The 18,667-nt window shown below is 71.3% G+C and carries 15 protein-coding genes, 1 tRNA gene and 1 pseudogene; 12 read left to right on the top strand and 5 right to left on the bottom strand.

From position 1 onward, the window contains the following. Positions 1 to 93: 93 nt before the first annotated feature. Entirely contained in the window at positions 94 to 1,038 is a 945-nt protein-coding gene (locus KUF83_RS09950; protein ID WP_217454243.1) for an RNA polymerase sigma-70 factor, read from the top strand. Positions 1,039 to 1,153: 115 nt separating this feature from the next. Next, entirely contained in the window at positions 1,154 to 2,386 is a 1,233-nt protein-coding gene (locus KUF83_RS09945; RefSeq protein ID WP_217454242.1) for an NAD(P)/FAD-dependent oxidoreductase, read from the top strand. A gap of 60 nt (positions 2,387 to 2,446) precedes the next feature. Here KUF83_RS09945 and KUF83_RS09940 read toward each other — a convergent pair whose 3' ends face one another. Continuing rightward, on the bottom strand, positions 2,447 to 3,442 hold the full coding sequence (locus tag KUF83_RS09940; RefSeq protein ID WP_217454241.1) for a helix-turn-helix transcriptional regulator: 996 nt from the start codon (positions 3,440 to 3,442) through the stop codon (positions 2,447 to 2,449). A 173-nt stretch (positions 3,443 to 3,615) separates the two neighbouring features. Here KUF83_RS09940 and KUF83_RS09935 point away from each other — a divergent pair, with 173 nt between their 5' ends. Then, positions 3,616 to 3,924 carry a hypothetical protein gene (locus tag KUF83_RS09935; protein WP_217454240.1) on the top strand — a complete coding sequence of 103 codons (309 nt, stop codon included), beginning with the start codon at positions 3,616 to 3,618 and terminating at the stop codon, positions 3,922 to 3,924. A 171-nt stretch (positions 3,925 to 4,095) separates the two neighbouring features. After that, complete coding sequence (locus KUF83_RS09930; RefSeq protein WP_217454239.1) at positions 4,096 to 4,266, top strand: hypothetical protein; 171 nt, start codon at positions 4,096 to 4,098, stop codon at positions 4,264 to 4,266. A gap of 215 nt (positions 4,267 to 4,481) precedes the next feature. On the opposite strand, the gene KUF83_RS09925 is transcribed toward KUF83_RS09930, so the two are convergent. After that, positions 4,482 to 5,768 (bottom strand): tachylectin-related carbohydrate-binding protein, encoded by a 1,287-nt coding sequence (locus KUF83_RS09925; protein WP_217454238.1) that lies wholly within the window; start codon positions 5,766 to 5,768, stop codon positions 4,482 to 4,484. Between the two features lie 526 nt (positions 5,769 to 6,294). Between KUF83_RS09925 and KUF83_RS09920 the strand changes: the two genes are divergently transcribed. The 4 genes and pseudogenes from KUF83_RS09920 to KUF83_RS09905 form a co-directional block, all read left to right on the top strand. Then, complete coding sequence (locus KUF83_RS09920) at positions 6,295 to 7,668, top strand: phosphatase PAP2 family protein (RefSeq protein WP_254643627.1); 1,374 nt, start codon at positions 6,295 to 6,297, stop codon at positions 7,666 to 7,668. A 356-nt stretch (positions 7,669 to 8,024) separates the two neighbouring features. Next, positions 8,025 to 11,450: a S8 family serine peptidase gene (locus KUF83_RS09915; RefSeq protein WP_308402955.1), complete on the top strand. Its 3,426-nt coding sequence runs from the start codon at positions 8,025 to 8,027 to the stop codon at positions 11,448 to 11,450. Between the two features lie 163 nt (positions 11,451 to 11,613). Beyond that, complete coding sequence (locus KUF83_RS09910; protein WP_217454235.1) at positions 11,614 to 12,069, top strand: hypothetical protein; 456 nt, start codon at positions 11,614 to 11,616, stop codon at positions 12,067 to 12,069. A gap of 47 nt (positions 12,070 to 12,116) precedes the next feature. Beyond that, a pseudogene (locus KUF83_RS09905) lies at positions 12,117 to 12,404 on the top strand (PIN domain-containing protein); the annotation flags it as partial. A gap of 51 nt (positions 12,405 to 12,455) precedes the next feature. On the opposite strand, the gene KUF83_RS09900 reads toward KUF83_RS09905, so the two are convergent. Beyond that, a tRNA-Gly gene (locus KUF83_RS09900) sits at positions 12,456 to 12,526 on the bottom strand. A 572-nt stretch (positions 12,527 to 13,098) separates the two neighbouring features. Between KUF83_RS09900 and dcd the strand changes: the two genes are divergently transcribed. Beyond that, positions 13,099 to 13,674, top strand: a complete 576-nt coding sequence (gene dcd / locus KUF83_RS09895; RefSeq protein WP_217454233.1) for a dCTP deaminase — start codon at positions 13,099 to 13,101, stop codon at positions 13,672 to 13,674. A gap of 26 nt (positions 13,675 to 13,700) precedes the next feature. Next, a complete protein-coding gene (locus tag KUF83_RS09890) occupies positions 13,701 to 14,198 on the top strand; it encodes a phosphoribosyltransferase (protein ID WP_217454272.1) in 498 nt (165 codons plus the stop codon). An 88-nt stretch (positions 14,199 to 14,286) separates the two neighbouring features. On the opposite strand, the gene KUF83_RS09885 is transcribed toward KUF83_RS09890, so the two are convergent. Then, on the bottom strand, positions 14,287 to 15,153 hold the full coding sequence (locus tag KUF83_RS09885) for an AraC family transcriptional regulator (RefSeq protein WP_217454232.1): 867 nt from the start codon (positions 15,151 to 15,153) through the stop codon (positions 14,287 to 14,289). Between the two features lie 244 nt (positions 15,154 to 15,397). Between KUF83_RS09885 and KUF83_RS09880 the strand changes: the two genes are divergently transcribed. Together KUF83_RS09880 and KUF83_RS09875 are read left to right on the top strand one after the other, a co-directional pair. Next, positions 15,398 to 16,492, top strand: a complete 1,095-nt coding sequence (locus KUF83_RS09880; protein WP_217454231.1) for a hypothetical protein — start codon at positions 15,398 to 15,400, stop codon at positions 16,490 to 16,492. A gap of 16 nt (positions 16,493 to 16,508) precedes the next feature. Next, positions 16,509 to 17,168, top strand: coding sequence for a hypothetical protein (locus KUF83_RS09875; protein WP_217454230.1), 660 nt, complete (start codon positions 16,509 to 16,511; stop codon positions 17,166 to 17,168). Positions 17,169 to 17,279: 111 nt separating this feature from the next. On the opposite strand, the gene KUF83_RS09870 is transcribed toward KUF83_RS09875, so the two are convergent. Then, complete coding sequence (locus KUF83_RS09870) at positions 17,280 to 18,527, bottom strand: sulfite oxidase (protein WP_217454229.1); 1,248 nt, start codon at positions 18,525 to 18,527, stop codon at positions 17,280 to 17,282. Positions 18,528 to 18,667: the final 140 nt, after the last annotated feature.

The raw sequence follows: 18,667 nt of genomic DNA, 5'->3' as shown, positions 1-18,667 counted from the left end.
ACCTGCCCAGTCCTGCCCAGTCCTGCCCAGGCCCGGGCAGGACTGAGGGGACGCGGCCCCGGGGCCCGCGGGGCGCGCGTTAGGATCCGTGCCATGGCCCTGACCATGAGCGACGTGGACCGGTTCGAGGCGTCGAGGCCCCGCCTGGAGGCCATCGCCTACCGCCTGCTCGGTTCGGCGAGCGAGGCCGAGGACGCCGTACAGGAGACGTACCTGCGCTGGCAGGCCGCCGACATCGGCCGCATCGAGGTCCCCGTGGCCTGGCTGACCAAGGTGCTCACCAACCTGTGCCTCAACCAGCTCACCTCGGCCCGGGCGCGGCGCGAGACCTACGTCGGCCAGTGGCTGCCCGAGCCGCTGCTCGGCGGAGACCCGATGCTCGGCCCGGCCGACACCGCCGAGCAGCGCGAATCGGTCTCGTACGCGGTGCTCGCCCTGCTGGAGCGGCTCTCCCCCAACGAACGGGCGGTGTACGTGCTGCGGGAGGCCTTCGGCTACCCGCACCAGGAGATCGCCGAGATCCTCGACATCACCGAGGCCGCCTGCCAGCAGGTCTACCACCGCGCCAAGAAGCACGTCGCGGACGGCAAGGCCCGCACCGAGGTCGACGAGGCCACCGCCCGGCGGATCATCGACGAGTTCCTCGCGGCGGCCACCAGCGGCCGGACCGAGCCGCTCGTGCGGCTGCTCACCGAGGACGCCGTCTCGATCGGTGACGGCGGCGGGAAGGTCCCGGCCCGCGCCAGGGCGTTCGAGGGCGCTCTCGCGGTCGCGAAGTTCATGCGGGGCCTGTTCAAGCCCAGCAAGGCCAAGCGCGCCCTGGTCGGCGGCTCACCGGACATCCACGTCACGACCGCCAACGGCGGCCCCGCGGTCGTCGCGGTAGTCGACGGCACGGTCGTCGGCGTCATGTGCGTGGAGATCACGGCCGAGGGCATCGCCGCGTTCCGCAACCAGGTCAACCCCGACAAGCTCGAACGCGCGAACCGGCTGTGGGCGGCCACGGACCACGGAGAAGGCCTGTTCAAGGCCTTCTGACCCCGGTCCGGCCACGGTACGAGCCCGGTGTGAGGTGCTTCACACCGGGTTCCTGTCAGGAAACGGCGGGCCGCCCGGTTCAAGGGGCGAATCCGCTGAAGACAGGAGTACGGCCATGCAGCACCGCATCATCGTCCTCGGGGCCGGATACACCGGAGCCATCGCCGCCGGGCGCCTCGCCAAGCGGCTGCGCCGCGAAGACGTCGCCATCACTCTGGTCAACGCCGAGCCCGACTTCGTCGAGCGCGTCCGCATGCACGAGCTCGCGGTCGGCCGCCCCCTCGCACCCCGCCCCTTCAGCGAGATGTTCGCGGGCACCGGCGTCGAACTGAGGCTCGCGAAGGTCACCGGCGTCGACGTCGACCGCAGGACCGTCGCCGTCGTCGACGCGGACGGCGCCGAGGAACTGGAGTACGACAGCCTCGTCTACGCCCTCGGCAGCGGCTGGAACGACCAGGGCGTCCCCGGCACCGCCGAGCACGCCCACGAGATCGCCGGCCGCGCCGGAGCGCTCCGGCTGCGCGAGGACCTGGCCCGCCTGGCCGCCGGACAGTCCGTGGTCGTGGTCGGCGGCGGCCTGACCGGAGTGGAGGCCGCGACCGAGATCGCCGAGGCCCGCCCGGACCTGGACGTCGCCCTCGCCGCCCGCGGCGCACTCGGCGACTGGCTCTCCGACAAGGGCCGCCGGCACCTGCGCAAGGTCTTCGGCGATCTCGGCATCACCGCACACGAGCACGCCGCGGTCACCGCCGTCGAAGCCGACCGCGTCACCACCGCGGACGGCACGTCCCTCCCGGCCGCGGTCACCGTGTGGACCACCGGCTTCGCCGTCCACCCGATCGCGAGGGCCACCACCCTGGAGGTCGGTGACACCGGCCAGATCGTGGTCGACGGGACCATGCGCTCGGTCTCGCACCCGGACGTGTACGCCATCGGCGACGCGGCCCTGGTGGCGGGCCCGGGCGACAAGCCGCTGCGGATGTCCTGCGCCTCGGGCGTCCCCACCGCGTGGCAGGCCGCCGACGCCATCGCGGGACGCCTGACCGGCGGGAAGGTCCCGAACGTCCCGGTCCGCTACTTCAACCAGTGCATCTCGCTCGGCCGCAAGGACGGCCTGATCCAGTACGTCACCGCCGACGACCGCTCCGTCCGGGCGGCCCTGACCGGCCGGGTCGCCGCCCTCTACAAGGAGCTGATCTGCAAGGGCGCGGCCTGGGCCGTCGCCAACCCGACGCTCGGGATGCCGTCCCGGCGCCGCCCCGTCACGCGGCAGCCGGCCGCGGCACCCGAGCAGGCCCCGGCGCCCGCGCAGGCCCCGGCGCCCGCGGAGGCCCGGGCGACGGCCTGAAGCGCTCGGGCCCGGGCCGCAGGGGTGCCCAGCCCCTGGCGGTCCCGGGCCGCAGGCGCGTCAGGGGCGGGCCGGGAGCCAGCCCTGCTGCACGGCGCGCGCGCCGGCCTCGAAGCGGCTGCGCGCGTTGAGACGGTCCATCAGCTCGGAGGCGATCCGCCGGGCCGTGCGGTGCGACACCCCCAGCCGCTTGGCGATCGCCTCGTCGGTGTGCCCCTCGGCCAGCAGGCGCAGGGCGGTGGCCTGTTGACCGGTGAGCCCGTTCGGGTCGACGGGGACGACCTGGCCGAGCGGCTGGGCGGCACCCCAGGTGGCCTCGAACAGCGCGCACAGCGCGGTGAGCGTGCCCTGCCCGGTCAGGAGGACCGCACCCGCGGCGGTGTCGTCACTGCTGACGGGGATCATGGCGATCCGCCGGTCCATCAGGATCATCCGGGTCGGCAGCGACGGCACCGTACGGACCTGGCCGCCCAACCGGGCCAGCCAGTCGGCGTGTTCGACGGTGGGCCGGTTCGAACGGACGCTGTCGAGGTAGATCGTGCGCATCCGCACCCCGCGGCCGAGCAGATCCTGGTTGAGCGGCCGTGACGCGGCCATGTTCTCCGCGGTCTGGGGCCCGCCCGGCGCGAACGCCAGGAACTCCTCGCTCACCTCACGGGTGAGCACGGCCAGCCGGTCGCGTATCTGGTCGAGGCCGACCAGCTGCTCCACGCCGGGATGGCTGGCGGCCGGACGGAGTTCGGCGTACTCCGAGATGAGCTGGGCCGCGGCCGCCCGAGAGGCTTCCAAACGCTGCTGGTGGGCGGCGAGTTGGGCCTGTTGCCGGGCCATCAGGATCTCCATCCCGATGTCGGGGGAGACCGCCCGGAGCCGGCCCGCGTCCCCGGCGGCGGGGCGCACCAGCGCCAGTTCGCTGAGCGTGTCGAGGGCGTCCCGCGCCTCCTCCTCGGACAGTCCCACGGAATCGGCCAGGCCCGCGACACCCGTAGCCGGATGTCTGAGCATGGCGCGGTACACCGTCTCCGCGACGGAGTCGAGGCCGAGTGCGGTCAGCATGTGGTCCCCCAGTGTTCCTGCACGGTCTTCCTGCACCGAACATCCCCTGTTTCGAACAGGATCTTCGCAGAGGGTGAGGGATCGTCACCAGAGAAGGACGGAACGGGCCCCGGCCGCAACCGTCCAGCCGCGAGAGGGCCGGGCCGACGTCATCCGCTGGGACGCTGGAGGGCATGTACCTCGTCCACGCGCACCTGGAAGTGCCTCCAGGTGAACAACTGCCCACGAACATGCGGGCCGTGGTGCGCTCAGCGATCACCGCGGGCGACCGGGTCGAGCACGTCGCCGTACATCCCCGTTCCCCGACCCGGCTCACGCTCGGCTTCTATCTGCTGGCCGACGGGATCGAGGAGGCGGAGGGCAGGGCGGTCCAGGTCGGTGCCCGACTGCTGCGTGACGTACCGCAGTTGGCTGCGGCGCGGCTGACGGGGGCCGGGGTGCCGCTGATGCCGTTGGCCTTCGCGCCGCAGCCGGTGGACTGAAGCGGCCCGTGTGGACGCATGAGTCCAAGGCCCGTTCCGTCCATCCCTTAACCCTTCTCCCGGTCCTGAGCCGCGACGAAGCTATGGATCACCGGCCGGACCGAGCGTCACCGCGGGACGCGAGGGCAGGCCGGACACCGCAGTTCACCCCCGGCAGGAACGGAATCAGCCATGCTCCGCACTCGCATCGCCAAGGCCGCCGCGGTCGTCTCGCTCGCCCTCGCGGCATCCCTCGCCGCGCCGGCCGTCGCGTTCCTGTCCGAGGCGGACGCGGCTGCGTCCTCCGCCGTCCTCGCCGACGCCGGCTGGCAGGCCGCCCCGGCGGACGCAGGCTGGCAGTAGCCCCCTCGGAACTGATCCCGGTCCACCTGCTCGCGCACTCGCTCGGCACTGCATCCCAGCGCGCTCGGCAAGGGCGGCGCCCCCTCGGACGGAGGGGGCGCCGCCCTTCCTTGTTGGGCTGCCGGAGCCCGGCAGCCACCGGCACCCAGGCACGCCCGAAGGCCCCGCCGGGGATCGGCGGGGCCTTCGGGGCACAGGAGGTGACGGCGGACGCGTCAGGCGATCTTGTCGTAGCGCAGGGCGACGTACGAGGAGGCCGGGTGGCTGTCGATGGTGCCGCTGTAGACGTTCGCGGTCGAGTAGTTCATGTCCGAGGACGGGCTGCCCTCGGAGTAGTAGTAGAAGGTGCCCGCGTCCTGGTCCTTCCAGCCCGCGAAGAGCACCACGTGGGTGCCGCTGTCGTTGAGGGCGTCCCCGGGCCGGAGGTCGGCCTTCGAGATCTGCGTGCTCACGTCGGGGAGGGACACGGTGGTCTTCGAGGTGGTGAGGTGCCAGGCCATGGAGACGAAGCCGGAGCAGTCGGTGCGGTAGGTGTCGTCGCCCTCGATGTCGGAGGCGTACGCGCTCTGGCTGTACTGGACGTTGCGGCTGTACCAGTCCTTCGCCCGGGTGATGACCTCGCCGCGATGGATCGTCCCGCCCTGTACGGACTTCGCGGGGGCCGGGGCCACGTAGGCGCAGTTGTCCGCGTACGCCGACAGCAGGCTCTGGCTCCAACCGGACGCGTCCACCGGGTCGTTGGGGTGGTACGCGATGTCGCTGCCGTCACCGTCGGTCGGGTCCGAGTCGTGGTACCAGTACATGCCGCCGCTGGTGCGGCCGTAGTAGAGGCCGCCGCCCGGCGAGGAGAGCGAGTCCACCGCGGACCAGCCGCTCGACTTCAGGACCGAGCGGTCCCAGTCGTTCACGCCGTTGATCTTGTAGCTGAGCAGACGGCCGTCCGAGGTCGTGGCGACCAGGCGGTCGTCGCCCGCGGCGGCCAGGGTCTTGAGGACGAAGCCGGTGTCGATCACGACGTGCTGGCCTATGTGGGCCGACCCCGAGGGCTTGTCCTGCGACACCAGGTACTGGTGGAGCTGTCCGTCGACCGTGCCGTAGAGGTGACCGGCCCCGTCGTAGACCAGCTTGTCGAAGGTCCAGCCGCCGTCCCAGATCTTGACGACCTTCGCCAGGGTGAGGGCGGTGCCGTTGGTCTGGACGTCGACGCGGTAGAGGTCGCCGGCCGTCGAAGTGACCAGGATCGTGTTGAAGTTGAGGGTCGCCATCGTCTTGGGCGTGAATCCGAGATCCGGGCCGATGAGCGTCTTGACGCGGTTCCCGGTGTTCGGCGCGACCTGCGTGTACGTCAGCCGGCCGTCCGACAGCGTGCCGTAGATCGACACGTCACCGGAGCACGAGGCGACGGCCTGCGCGGCTCCGCCGGTCACGGTGACCAGCCCGAGGGACATCGCCCCGACGGCGAGGGCGGCGGAGGTACGGCGGACGGCGTTGCTCAGCTTCATGAGTCTCTCCTGCGGCATGGAAGTCGAGCGGACGAGACACACTCCTGCCCTGGACAGCTGCCCTGCAGGTGCAGCTGTGAGGGAAGTTCGGGGTGTGACGCCCGGTGGCAGGACCCACTATTCGCCGCCGCTCCCAGACCCCGAAAGAGAGATCACCTGGACGCAAGCGTCCCTGGCCCGTTGCGTCCTGAGGGTCCTGAGGGTCCTGAGCGCGCTGAGCACTCACGTAGTCACGCGCGGGCTCGCAGATTGTCGACCTGTGCCTCGTCGATGTCGGTCGGCACGGTGCCGCGTGGCAACCCGTATGCCTCTCCGGGCATCTCTCAGAGCGGGTGGCCCACCGGCCGCCGAAGCCGCAGCTTCGCACCGATCCGATAACATGTTCGAGCTCGCGATGGACACCTCGTCGCTTTTCGTTCGCCTAGCCATTCGGATGGATCAGCCAAAACAGACAGGAAGAGCATCACGGGTGATTTCGCGAATAAGCGGCATTTCTTCATCAATCGCATGGCGTCATTGGCGCGTGATGCTGTGGGCCGCGGCGGGTGTGGTGGCTCTTGGGTTCCTCGTCGCGCTGGAGATCGCCGCACGCCGATACGGTCAACCGGGGCCGATCACCAACCAGGTGAGGGCCCTGGTCTTCGCCCCGAGACCGGGGCCGCTGTACTGCGGTCTGGCGTTGATGATGGTGGTGCTCACCTGGCGGCAACGGTTCGTCGCGGCCGGCGCCGCGATCGGCATCGACGCCGTCTTCCTGCTGGTGCGGTGGGCCGTCGACGCCGAGATGACCGACGGCAACCTCTTCGGCAACGGCGCGTTGTGGGTGATGCTGGGCTGCGGGGTCATCGCCCTCACGCGCCGCACCGGCCCGGAACGCGTCCTCCTGCTGAAGGGCGTCGGCCTGGGCCTGCTCCTGGTGGCCGGCCGCAAGACGGGCGACACCTGGCTGCTCATCACCTCGAAGACCCGCCCGGCGGTGCTCGACCCGTACCTGGCGACCGCCGACCAGGCGCTGGGGAACCCGTCGTGGCTCGTGGGCCGGATGGTCGAGGCCGCCGGCCCGATCGGCAACAGCGTTCTCCACCTGGTCTACGCGCAGCTCGCCGTGGCCGCGATAGCCGTCGCGATCCACCAGCTGCGCAACGTGGCGGCCGAGCGCCGCTTCCCGCGCCACCACCTGGTGCGCACCTTCCTGTTGATCGGCCTTCTCGGGCCGGGCATCTACATGATCTTCCCCGTGGTCGGACCGGTCTTCGCCTACGGCCCGGGCGCCTCCGGCACCGGCGGCGTGCACTGGGCGCTGGCCAACCTGTGGCCGGACACGCCGCCGCCGATCAGCGCCCCGCACGCGATGTCGTACGACGAGATCACCCCCCGCAACTGCATGCCCAGCCTGCACACGGCGTGGGCCACCGCGATCTTCATCCACACCCGCAGGGCCCCACGGATTCTTCGGTTCGCGGGCACGTTCTGGCTGGTGGCCACCCTCACCGCGACGCTGGGATTCGGCTACCACTACGGCGTGGATCTCATCGCCGGCGTGGTGTTCGTGCTCACGATCGAGGCGGCGCTGCGCTCGCACGACCGTGGCTGGGACCGGCCCGGAATCCAGCTGGTCGCCTACGGCACCGCGGTCTTCGCCACGCTCCTGGTGTCGTACCGCTATCTGCCGATGGAGATGGCCGAACATCCGTGGACGTTCGGGCCACTTCTCCTTCTGGCGATGGCCTCAGTGATCTACGGCTACGTGCGGACCACCCGACTGTGGGAGCCGACGGCCACACCCGTGCGACAGCGGGAACCGCAGCCCGAGATGGCCGCGCTCACTCCTTCACCTTCGGTCGTCGGCTCGATGTCCGAGGCATCCGGACTGCCGACTCCGACCGCGCCCAGAAGCTGACCGAACGGGCCGTGGCGGCGTACATCGCCAAAGTGTGTGCACACGGGGCGAGTTGGCGTGCCCGCCCACCGCCTTCTGGGCTGCTTCCGGAGAGGCATCCGGACCAGCCGCTCGCCCCAGCCACCCGGACCAGCCACTCGCCCCAGCCGTCCCGACGAGCCATCCGCCCGGCTGACGGATCGTCAGAAAGAAGCGGGATGTTTTTCCAACCCGATGACGCCCCCGTTCGTCTCTGGGGCGAGCCTCCGGCGTACGGGTGAGGCTCCGGGGTTTCCGGGGCCGCAGGAAGGCTCCTGTCCGATGTCGAAGTGTCTGGAGTTCAGGTGGGGTTACGCGCGAGACCAAGGCGTGCGGTCGTGGCGGCAGGGGTGGCCTCCACGGCACTTCTGCTGGGCGGGGTGGCTGAGGCCACCCAGTCCGGCGAGTCGGCCGACGGGCGTTCCGGGGCGGGGGCCCAGCCGACCGGCGGCACCGGTACCGCCCAGGTGGTGAGGACCGTGACACTCGTCACCGGCGACCGGGTCCTGCTGGACGGCACCGGCCGGGTCACCGGAGTGGAGCGGGCGAAGGGCCGGGAACGGATACCGTTCTCGGTCCGGACGGTCGCCGGGAACACCCATGTGGTGCCTGGGGACGCGGAGTTGCTGCTCGCGCGGGGCAAGCTGGACCCGCGGCTGTTCGATGTGACCCAGTTGGTGGCGGACGGCTACGACGACACGGGCCGCGCCGACCTGCCGCTGATCGTCACCTTCCGGGGCAAGAAGGCGCCCGCGATGAGCCCGTTCACCGGGGCGGGGACCGAGATCGGCCGAGCGCTGCCGGTCGTCAACGGCAAGGCGATGCGTTCCGCGCACAAGCGTGGCGCCTCGTTCTGGGACGCCGTGACCGGCACCGGCACCGGCACCGGCACCGGCACTGATCGCGATGTGGTGGGAACGGCGGAGTTCACCGCTTCGACGGCGGTGGAGAAGGTGTGGCTGGACGGCAGACGCCGGGCCACCCTCGACAGGAGCGTGCCGCAGATCGGCGCACCGACGGCCTGGGCCGCCGGTTACGACGGCACCGGCATCAAGATCGCCGTACTGGACAGCGGAATCGACACGACCCACCCCGATCTCGCGGGCAAGGTCGTCGCGGAGAAGAACTTCTCCGACTCGCCCGGCACCGGGGACGGGCAGGGCCACGGCACCCACGTGGCGTCCACCGCGGCCGGCACGGGTGCTGCCTCTCCCGCCGGGTCCGGCGGCACGTACAAAGGTGTCGCACCGGGCGCGAAGATCCTGAACGGCAGGGTCCTGAACGACGAGGGCTCCGGCTCGGACTCCGGTGTCATCGCGGGCATGGAATGGGCGGTGGCCGAGGGCGCCGACGTCGTCAACCTCAGCCTCGGCGACACGGACGGCCCCGGCATCGACCCGATGGAGGAGGCCGTCAACCGCCTCTCCGCCGAGACCGACACGCTGTTCGTCGTCGCGGCCGGCAACGACGGCGAGTTCGGCGAGCGGACGGTCGCCTCGCCGGGCAGTGCCGAGGCCGCGCTCACCGTCGGCGCGGTCGACAAGGCCGACCGGCTCGCCGACTTCTCCAGCCGCGGCCCGCGCGTCGGCGACGGCGGGGTCAAGCCCGACCTGACCGCGCCCGGAGCCGCCATCACGGCCGCCGCGGCAGCCGGCAGCGTCTTCGAGGGCGAGTACCCCTCCGACACACCCGGCTACCTCACCCTTGACGGCACCTCGATGGCGACCCCGCACGTGGCGGGCGCCGCCGCCGTCCTCGCCCAGCAGCACCCCGACTGGAGCGGAGAGCGCATCAAGGCGGCTCTGACCGGCTCCGCGAAGCCCGGCTCGTACAGTTCCTTCCAGCAGGGCACCGGCCGCACCGACGTGGTGCGGGCGACGGGCCAGAGCGTCGTGACCGAGCAGGGGCCGATCGGCTTCGGCATGCAGCAGTGGCCGCACGACGACGACAAGCCGGTGACCAAGCAGCTCACCTACCGCAACCTCGGTACCGAGCCGGTCACCCTGGAACTGTCCGTCGACGCGTTCACCGCCGACGGCAAGCCCGCCGCGGAGGGCGTCTTCACCGTCTCGCCGCAGCGGCTCACGGTCCCGGCGGGCGGCGAGGCGAGCGCCGACGTGACCGCGGACACCCGCACCGGCAGCAGCTACGGCACCATCGGTGGCTCGGTGCAGGCCGCCTCCGCGGACGGCAGGATCCAGGTGCGGTCCGCCGTCGGGGTGGAGCGCGAGGCCGAGGCGTACGACCTGACGCTGCGGCACATCGACGAGAACGGCAGGCCGACCGGCGACGCCGCCACCGCCTTGCAGGGCTACGACGGCACCAACTCCTACCACCCCAGTGACGAGGACGGCGAGGTCACGGTACGACTGCCCAAGGGCGACTACACCCTGAACGGTTCGATCCACCCCGACTCCCCGTCCGACCTGGCCGTACTGGTGCAGCCGAAGCTGCGGCTGGACAAGGACACCGTCGTCGACGTCGACGCCCGGCAGGCACAGCCGGTGGACATCACCGTGCCCGACACGGCGGCCGAGAACACCGAGGGCACGGTCACGATCGGCGTCGACCGGGGCGAGGGACTCGTCGCAGGTACGCGCCACTTCATTCTCCCGACCTTCCAGGGTGCGCGGTTCGGCCGGCTCGGCCCCGAGCCGGCCGCCGGCGAGGTGTCCGCCCTGTACTCCGGCGACTGGACGAGCAAGGACGACGAGGGCAGGCCGGTCACCTACCACCTCGCCTGGGACCGCGGCAGCCGACTGGGCGGCTTCGCCGCCGAGGTGAAGCGGAAGCAGCTCGCCAAGGTCGACTTCCAGGCGGGCGCCACCGCCGCGGACAGGAAGGTCCAGGTCGAGGTCGCTCCCGACGCGCCCGCCGGAGGCCTGGTCCCCAGCGACAAGGACACGAGGGGGGACCTCCCCCTGCGCACCACCGACTACGTCCTCGGCAACGGCGTCAAGTGGTCCTTCCGCATGTGGCAGACCATCGGCGAGGACGACGACAAACGCTTCGAGTCCTTCCTCATGCAGTTCCCCAGGACCTGGCAGGCAGGCCGGAGCTACACCGAGCGGTTCAACGTCGGTGTCTTCGGCCCGGCCCTGGGCGGCGCCGCGGACGCCGGAGCGGGACCGGGCACGGACCGCCCGGGCGCCGAACGGCACGGCAACGTCATCAGGGCCCATCTGCCGCTCTTCGGCGACGGCGCCGGACACTGGGGCACCAGCGTGCACACCTCGGTGGAGAGCTCACTCAAGGCCAACGGCAAGGAGATTGCCGACGACCTCGACGTCCTGCCGACCGACGGCCTCACCGAGTACACCGTTCCCGCCCAGGACAGCACCTACCACCTGACCCTGGACAACTCCCGTGACCCCGCGGTCTACCCGGTCAGCACCCACGTCAGGGCGGAGTGGACCTTCCGCTCCGGCAAGACCCCCGAGAACGAGCCGACCGCACTGCCACTGTCGGTGATCCGCTTCACCCCGGCGCTGACCCTCTCCAGCACGGCGAAGGCAGGCAAACGGTTCGAGGTGCCCTTCACCATCGAGGGCGCGGCCGCCGGACAACGGCCCGAGAAGCTCACCTTCGAGGTCTCGTACGACGAGGGCACCACCTGGCGGCCCACCAAGGCCGCCGGCGGCACACACCTGTCGCTGACGCACCCGACGAAGCCGGGCTCCGTCTCACTACGAGCCAAACTGACCGACCGCAAGGGCAACATCCTGGTCCAGACGATCGAACGCGCCTACCTGACGACCAAGTAGGCGCCTGCCGCGCACATGACCCTGCTCGGGGTGGCTTTGACGCTGCCCCGGGCAGGGTCATGTGCGCGGCACCCCGCTGCTGTACCGCCGGCCGGACTGCCAGTCACTCCTGGCCCACTCCCGCCTTTCTTGAACGCGTTCAAAAAAGGTGCCACTATGCGCTATGCCCTTCGTGGTCACCCCTCCTTGGCGCCGACTCGGCCGTGTCGGCTTGTGCGTCGCCGATGCCGTTGGTCGCTACCTGCTGATCTGGGTGGCGGCCTGGCTCGTCCACGCCCTGACAGCTCCCCGCCGGCACGAGCTGGTGTCCCACCTGCCGCGCACCCACTCGTACTGGGAGGACACCGCCCACTACCTGTGGGACGGATCCATCGCCTCGGTGGGGCTCATGGTGGGCATCCCCTCGCTGCTGGTCATCCTGTTGTTCGGGCTGCTCAACGAGCGCAAGGGGGCGGCATTCCGTATCCGTCTGGCGGGGCTCCTCCTCCTGCCCGCATGGTTCCTGCTCCTCCAGAACTCCGCGGCACTCCTCTTCGTCCCGGTCCTGGCCCAGGTGGCCTTCGCGCTCTGCCTGATGCCGGTACCCCTGGTTCGCTTCCCTGTGGAGGCCGAGGGCTGATTGCCCAGGCGGGCGCGTGCCGGGCGGTGACGGAGGACGAGGAGGTCATGGCGGCCGGTCTCCTGGTGATGTCCCCACTCCTGCTGGCGGAACTCGATCACGTGGCCACGCGTGAGCTGGGGCGCGCAGCCGCCGTAAGCGCCATCGATGATCTGCGGCGGTGGATGAGCCGGGGTCGGATCGTCCTGCCCGAGATCACGCAGGACCACTTGGGTGCCGCGCAGTCCGTCCGAGCCCGCTACGGCGCGCTCGACCTGGACCTCGCCGACGCGGTGAACGTGGCGCTCGCCGCCGACTACGACACCGACGCGACTCTCACCCTCGACCGGCGGGAAACGACTTGTCAACGAAAAAGCCCCAGGTCGCTGACCTGGGGCTTCAAGAAGAGCGGGTGACGAGAATCGAACTCGCACTCTCAGCTTGGGAAGCTGATGTTCTACCACTAAACTACACCCGCGTAAGACGCCGGAGATGTGCTGTTCGTACCGGTGTCGGAAACGCGAATTCACCATACCTCATGCCAGGCCCCCGGTGCTGAAGCCGTGGGGCCTGTGGTCGTTTCGGGGGGTGGACCGGGCTGTGGGCGGCGGGAGTTGGGGCGTACGGTGGAGGAGCTGGAGAGGGGTCTGGCGGGATCGGAGTGCCGCCTGGAAGGCCGTCCCTTTCATCCCGTAATGTGGCTTCCTCGTCAGTCAGACGCGGCTCTTGGGGAAGGGACTCTGAGGACTTGATGGAACGCAACACCGTCGTTCGCTGTGCCGAAGGGCACGTGTTCAGCACCGCATCGCTTCCGATGCAGCAGGCCGAGCGGCTCGGTCCGGGACGGCTCATCCGTTGCCCCCGTTGCGCACGGCTTCGCAACGTCGTACCGGTGGAGTTGTCCGAGAAGCGCTAGCCGTTGGGTGCCGGGCAGCCGGCACCCCCTCGCACCAACCAGCAGTCACGCGGTACCAATCACCTTCACACCCTGCGAGCCCGCCACGATCACCGGATTGTGGCGGGCCCGCGCGCTCTGCGTATCCTCGGGGCGTGCTTCTCTCTGACAAGGACATCCGGGCCGAGATCGACGCCGGGCGTGTACGGATCGATCCCTACGACGAATCCATGGTGCAGCCCTCGAGCATCGACGTGCGGCTCGACCGCTACTTCCGGGTGTTCGAGAACCACCGTTACCCGCACATCGATCCGTCCGTCGAGCAGGCGGATCTGACGCGGCTCGTCGAGCCCGAGGGTGACGAGCCGTTCATCCTGCACCCGGGGGAGTTCGTCCTCGCCAGTACGTACGAGGTCATCAGCCTGCCCGACGACCTGGCGTCCCGGCTCGAGGGCAAGAGCTCGCTCGGGCGGCTCGGGCTCGTCACCCACTCCACCGCCGGGTTCATCGACCCCGGGTTCTCCGGGCACGTGACCCTTGAGCTGTCCAACCTCGCGACCCTCCCGATCAAGCTCTGGCCGGGCATGAAGATCGGGCAGCTGTGCATGTTCCAGCTCAGCTCGTCGGCCGAGTTCCCGTACGGCAGCGACCGGTACGGGTCCCGGTACCAGGGCCAGCGCGGGCCGACGGCCTCGCGGTCCTTCCTCAACTTCCACCGGACCCAGGTGTGAGCGGCGCGGACGTGAGCGGCGGCGACATGAGTGACGTACGCGAGAACCTCACCTACGAGCGGTTCGGCACCGCCGTCCGTGAGCTCGCCCAGACCATCGCCGACGACGGGTACGAGCCCGACATCGTGCTCAGCATCGCCCGCGGGGGTGTCTTCGTCGCGGGCGGGCTCGCCTACGCCCTCGACTGCAAGAACATCCACCTCGTGAACGTCGAGTTCTACACCGGGGTCGGGACCACGCTCGACATGCCGGTCATGCTGGCGCCCGTACCCGACACCATCGACTTCTCCGACAAGAAGGTGCTGATCACGGACGACGTGGCCGACACCGGCAAGACGCTGAAGCTGGTGCACGACTTCTGCGTCGGCGCCGTCGCCGAGGTCCGCAGCGCCGTGATCTACGAGAAGTCGCAGTCGCTGGTGAAGTGCGAGTACGTGTGGAAGCGCACCGACGAGTGGATCAACTTCCCGTGGAGTGTTGAACCGCCTGTCGTGAAGAGGGTCGGGCAGGTACTCGACGCCTAGGCGCTCCGCTGGGGGGCTGGTGCTTCGGCTGCGGGGCCGTTGTGGCTGGGCGCGCAGTTCCCCGCGCCCCTTTGGGGCGCCGAGGCGTTCAGGTTGCTGTTCGTTCCACTGGGAGCCACAGCTCCGCGTCCGCCGTTGCGGCGTCCGGGGAGAGGCGGGTGCGCAGGATCTCGGGGCCCGGCCTGCTCTGGTAGGGGTTGGACGGGAACCACTGTGTGAACACGTCCCGCCACATGTGCTGCAGCGCCAGCGGGAACGGGCCGGAGCTCTCGAAGACGGCCCACACCCCCGCCGGGACGACGAGCGCGTCCAGGTCCTCCGGGACGGCGGCCCGGGTCACCACACCGTGGTAGTAGTCGAGTTCGGTTCCCTCCGCCCGGCTCGGGTCGAGGTTGTCGCTCACCCCCACGATTCCCGCCGGCTCCTGGTCGGAGAGTGCGCCGATGCGGCCCAGCGTGTCCTGGCCGAGGCCACGGATGAACTCCACGATCGCCGGGTTCATCCCCTCGTGGACGAGAGGGACACGGACCTTCCTGCCGGCCACCTGGAACTGTTCCTTCTCCACGATCCGGTATCGCATGCTGCTGTTCCCTTCGACGACGAGTCGGAAGGAGAGCCGGGGCTGCGAGCTCAGTGAGGCTCCGGTCCGCCGGGCCTCGCCGGGGCCCACACCGTGCACGGTGCGGAACGCCCGCGCGAACGCCTCGCCCGAGCCGTAGCCGTACCGCACCGCGATCTCCAGCAGCGTCCGCTCGCCGGCGAGCACCTCCGCGCCCGCCACGGTGAGCCGTCTGCGCCGGATGTACTCCGACAGCGGGAGCCCCGCCAGGGCGGAGAACAGCCGTCGGAAGTGGTACTCCGACGTCATCGCGATCCGTGCCAGCTCGGTGACCTCGATCCGCTGGTCGAGGCGGGACTCGATGTGCTCCAGGGCCTCGTTCAGTCGCTCCAGCAACTCGGTCTCCTTCCTTTGCGTCCTCCACGTTAGGAAGTCGTACTGTGCCGGACCCGACATCTGCTGCCCGGTTCTGTCGGGTCGGAGACGGGGCGGACCGGGTCGGAGACGGGCCGGGTCGGAGACGGGCCGGGCGGGCCGGGTCTCGTACCGGATTAAAGAAACGCTTGCGTTTCGTTCCGGGCCCTCGTAGCGTACCTGTACGAAACCGTTTCGTATCGATGGTCGAGGGGAGTCCGGATCGATGAGCGTCTCCCCGGTGGTTCTGGCCGTCGTCCTCTCCCTCGTCTCCGCGGTCTGCTACGCCTCGGCCGCCGTGGTCCAGGAGCGGACCGCCGCGGACACCGCGAGCCTGCGGGGCACGCTGGTCCGCGGCTCCTGGTGGGGGTCCGTCGCTCTCAACGGCGCAGGTGCGCTGCTGCACGTGGTCGCTCTGCGGTACGGGCCGCTGACCCTCGTGCAGCCGCTCGGCGCGCTGAGCCTCGTGGTGGCGGTGCCCCTGGGCTCGCTGGTCACCCGCCGAAGGACCTCGGGCACCCAGTGGCGCGGGACGGCGTTCACCCTCGTCGGGCTGACCGCGCTGCTGACCGCCACCGCGTCGGGCGGCGCACCGGCCGACACGCTGGGGACCGGTGAGGTCCTGGTGGTGGCGTTCGCCGCCGCGGCCGTCGTCGCGGTGCTCGTCCGTTTCGCCTCGGGCCGCTCCGCCGCCCCGGGCGGGGGCCTCGCTCTCGCGGCGGCCTCCGGTATCGCCTCCGGGGCCGGTTCCACGCTGGCGCAGAAGCTCGCCCTCGGGCCCGAACCGACCTGGAGTGCGGCCGTGACGGCGGCCCTGACCGTGGCGTTCGCCGTGGCCGGAGTGCTGCTCTCGCAGAAGGCCTACCGCAGCGGTCTCGGCGGGCCCCTCGCCCTGCTCACCCTCGTCAACCCCGTCGCCGCGTCCGCCATCGGCGTCACCCTGCTCGGGGAGGGCGGCCAGTACGGGGGTACGGGTGCCCTGCTGGCCCTCGCCGGTGCCGTGGCGGCCGTCCACGGAGTGATCCTGCTCAGCCGGCCCCGGCCCCTGCCCCACGACGACCGCGGTCCCGCTCCGCTGCACCAAGGCCGCGCCCTCGCCGGTCCCGGCGTCGGTCCCGGCCGTGGCTCCGGCTTCGGTTCCGGCCCGGGCCTCGGCGGGTCCGTCGCCCGGTCCCGCGTACCGCACGGCGTGCCGGCGCCGACGAAGGCGGGCGTCGTGCCGGGGCTGCGGCCCGCCGCCCTTTTCAGCTCCGCGCCGCCCGCCTCCGGGCGGGGCGGAGCGGTCCCGACCGACCTTCCCGGCATGAGCCGGGCCCTGTGAGACGGAGTACACGACCATGACCATGACCACTCTTCGGATTCCCGTCCGGGCGACCGTGCGCGCGGCGGGGCTGGTGGACGTGCCCGCCGTGGTGCGGCTGATCACCCAGCCCCAGGACCAGGCTCAGAGCCCGTTCCCCGCCCCCGCCCCGGGCGCGGACGGTCCCTCGATGGACTGGGAACAGGCGCAGCGCGCCATGCGGCTGATGCTGGCCCACCACGCCCTGGAGGAGGGGCAGGTGTGGGTGGCCGAGCGGGACGACGGCATGCTTCTGGCGGCCGGCATCTGGCTGCCGCCCGGATCCGGTACCGAGCTGCCCGGCCCGCACCTCAGGAGTCTGCTCTCCCGTGAGCTCGACACCTGCCTGCCGGACCACGCCGTCCTGCCGTCGGTGCTGAGGGGGGCCGGGCCCGACGAGCCGCACTGGACGTTGCTCACCGTGTGCGCGCCGGACGACACGGAGGCCTGGGACCGCACGGTGGTCGCCGACCTGCTGGCCCCGGGGCTGCGGACCGTCGACGACCAGGGCGCCGCGGCCGTCGCGATCATGCTGTCCGCCCGCCACGGGGACCAGTTGCGGCCCCTCGGGTTCCGGCGGCCGCGCGAGGTCCGCGTCGCGCCGGGGGCGAGCGTATGGCTGACGACCCGTCACGCCTCCGGCCGAATGGCCGGCTGACCCGGAGGACGGGCGGCCCAGACCGGTGGCCTGCTCCGGTAACCCGGCCCGGTAACCCGGCCCGGTGACCCAGTCCGGTGACCCAGTCCGGTGGGTGGGCGGTCGGGCGTCCTACGGGGAGCCGACCAGGCAGACCACCGGAATGCGCTGGACCTCGTTGTTGCCGAAGCCGCCGCGGTTCCAGGGCTGGGTGAGGGGCTGGGCCGAGCCCTCGGCGTCCGTGGCGCGGGCCGTCAGGACGTGCTGGCCGGGGGCCGCCGTCCAGGGCGCGTGCCAGTGGCGCCAGGCCCACGGACCCCCGTCCGGCGGGGCGAGTTCGGCGGCCTCCCACGAGGCGCCGTCGTCCGTGCTGACCTCGACCTTTGTGACCGGGGCGCGGCCCGACCAGGCACGGCCCTCCAGACGCACGGGACCGGGGCGTACGACTCGGGTGCGGGACATGAAGTCCGGGAAGCCGGGCGGGATCATCAGCGCGCGCGGGGCGATACGGGTGACCGGGTCGCCGGGTTCGTCGGGGGACTGGCGAAAGCGGTACGCCACCGCCTGCTGGAAGCCGGTGAAGGGGGTGTCGGTGAGCGTGATGTCGTGCAGCCACTTCACATGGGCCATGCCGTACCAGCCGGGGACCACCAGACGCAGCGGGTGGCCGTGCTGCGGTGGCAGCGGGGCGCCGTTCATCTCGTACGCCACCAGGACCTCCGGGTCGGCGGCGGTCGCGTCCGCGAGGGGCAGGCTGCGCCGGTAGTCCTGCTCGACGCCGCGTTCCACGCCGTGGTCGGCTCCCGTGAAGACCGCCTCGACGGCGTCCGGCTCCACTCCGGCCTCGGCGAGCAGCAGCCGCAGGGGTACGCCGGTCCAGTCCGCCGTGCCGACCGCCTCGACCAGCCAGGGCTGGCTGACGGGGCGGGGGGTGAGCCGGGCCCGGCCGTTGCCCGCGCACTCCATCGTCACGCGGTGGGTGACCTGCGGGAGGGCGTGCAGGGCGGCCAGGTCGAGGGTCAGGGGCGTACGGACGCGGCCGTGCACCGCGAGGGTCCAGGTGCCGGCGTCGGTGGCCGGGATGTCGTAGTGGACGAGGACGTAGTGCAGGCCGGGCGGGGTCACGTCGTAGCGCAGGGCTTCCAGGGGGAGGCCAGGGTTGCGGGCCGCGAGGGCGAGTTCCTCGTGGCTGATCCCCTCGGCGGGGGCGGCCACGCGTGCGGGTGCGCTGACGGCGGCGGACGGCCGCCCCGGAAGCGGGCCCGCCGAGGCACTGTCGCGTCTGTCCGTGGCGCCCGGTCCGTCCGTGGCACTGGATCCGGCCGTGGCGCCGGGTCCGTCCGCGGAGTCGCGTTCGTCCGCGGAGTCGCGTCTGTCCATGGCTCCCATGGTGCTCCCGCCGGGCGGTCCGGGCACCTGCCCGTTCTGTCCGCGATTGCCGGTCCTCGCGAGTGGCGGGATCCTGGGCGTGTACGTCTCGCTAGGAGAGCGATCACCATGGACGGCAGCGGCAGCGGCAA

The sequence above is a fragment of the Streptomyces sp. BV286 genome (assembly GCF_019090165.1).
Taxonomy (GTDB): domain Bacteria; phylum Actinomycetota; class Actinomycetes; order Streptomycetales; family Streptomycetaceae; genus Streptomyces.
Note: the sequence above shows the minus strand (reverse complement) of the source record. Positions and strands in the feature narration are given on the sequence as shown.